The 1,441-nt window shown below is 71.5% G+C and carries 1 protein-coding gene; it reads left to right on the top strand.

Translation table 11 applies throughout. The features are described 5' to 3' along the window. Nucleotides 1–85 precede the first annotated feature (85 nt). Nucleotides 86–1,441: HNH endonuclease signature motif containing protein (locus tag AC6CHX_RS19495; RefSeq protein WP_498274309.1), on the top strand; the 1,356-nt coding region annotated here is incomplete at its 3' end.

Here is a 1,441-nt window from a genome sequence, read left to right as displayed (position 1 = left end):
GTCGGCGTTTCGCGTGTTTCGGAATATTGCTCTGAACGGGGGTTATTCGGGTGTGAATGTCGGTGGCCCTCGGTTGACTGGGGGTATGAACAACCCCGTGGAGGTGCTGGACCGGGTCGTCGCTGACCTGGATGCGGTGCTGCGCGCGGACGTGATCGCGGCGCTGAGTGACGACGCGAAGATGGAGCTGTTGCGGGCCGCCGGGCAGGTGCAGCGGCGGGTGGATGCGGTGGTTGTGGAGACGGTCGCGTCGGTGGATGGGCGTGCGGCGGGGTCGGGGGAGCCGGCGTTCTGCGGGCGGTTCGGGTGTCGCACGGTGAACGAGCTGCTGCAGCGGGTGCTGCGCACCGACGGCCCGGGTGCTGGGCGGGTGGTGAAGGCCGCGAAAGCGGTGCGGCGGGAGGTGGAGTTGTCGTCGGGGGCGTGGTTGCCGGCGCGGTGGCCGGCGTTGCGGGAGGCGTTGGTGGACGGGACGATCGGGGTGGCGGGGCTGTTGGCGGCGATCGGGCCGATCGAGCAGGCCGGGGCCCGGATCGGGACGGCGGACCGGTTGCGGGCGGACGCGGAGTTGGCCGCATACGCGCGAGGAGTCTCTGTTGCTGACCCGGACGCCGAGTCGGGTGTCGACCCGGACGCGGGTGTCGGTGATGTCGCTCCGGCGGCGACGCCGGAGGATCTGCGGTTGGTGGCGCAGGTGATCGTGCAGCACCTCGACCCGGACGGTGCGGAACCCGCGGACGACATCGCGATGCGGGCACGAGGTCTGACCCTCGGGCGCGCGAAGGACGGGGTGATCCCGATCCGGGGACGGTTGTTGCCCGAGGTCGCGGGACAGTTGCAGCGCCTGTTCGACGCCTACCTGAACCCGAAAGTCGACGGGCCACCCGTCCCCGGAGTGGTGTTCGAACCCTCGGACGGGAGCGATGCGCGTGCCGAAACGCCGGAGGGCACCGACGGAGACGCCGGGGCCCGGGACGGCGTCGCCGACGATGGCCCCGAAACGGATGATGATGTCCTCCCGTCCGGTGATCCGGGGCGGATGATCGACCCGCGTTCCCGGTCGCAGAAGCAGCACGACACCCTCGCCGCGATCCTCGGCATCGCCGCCCGCCACGACGACACCCCACGCCTGGGCGGTGGGGCCCCCACCCTGGTCGTGTCCGTCACCGCCGACGACTACACGACCGGGCAGGGCTGGGCGCACGTGGACGGCATCGACACCCCCGTCTCCGCCCGTGTCGCCGCGCACACCGCGTGCGCGGGCGGCGTGCAACGGGTGCTGTTCGACCCGAACGGGCGCATCATCGGCATCAGCACCACCGACCGGATCTTCACCGCCCACCAACGCCGCGCGATCACCCTCCGCGACCGCGAGTGCCTCATCCCCGGCTGCCACGTCCCCGCATCCTGGTGCGAGATCCACCACGTCCACGAACACGCC

It is taken from the genome of Microbacterium sp. GQ128 (genome assembly GCF_059758615.1).
This window is presented reverse-complemented; position numbering and strand designations above follow the sequence as displayed.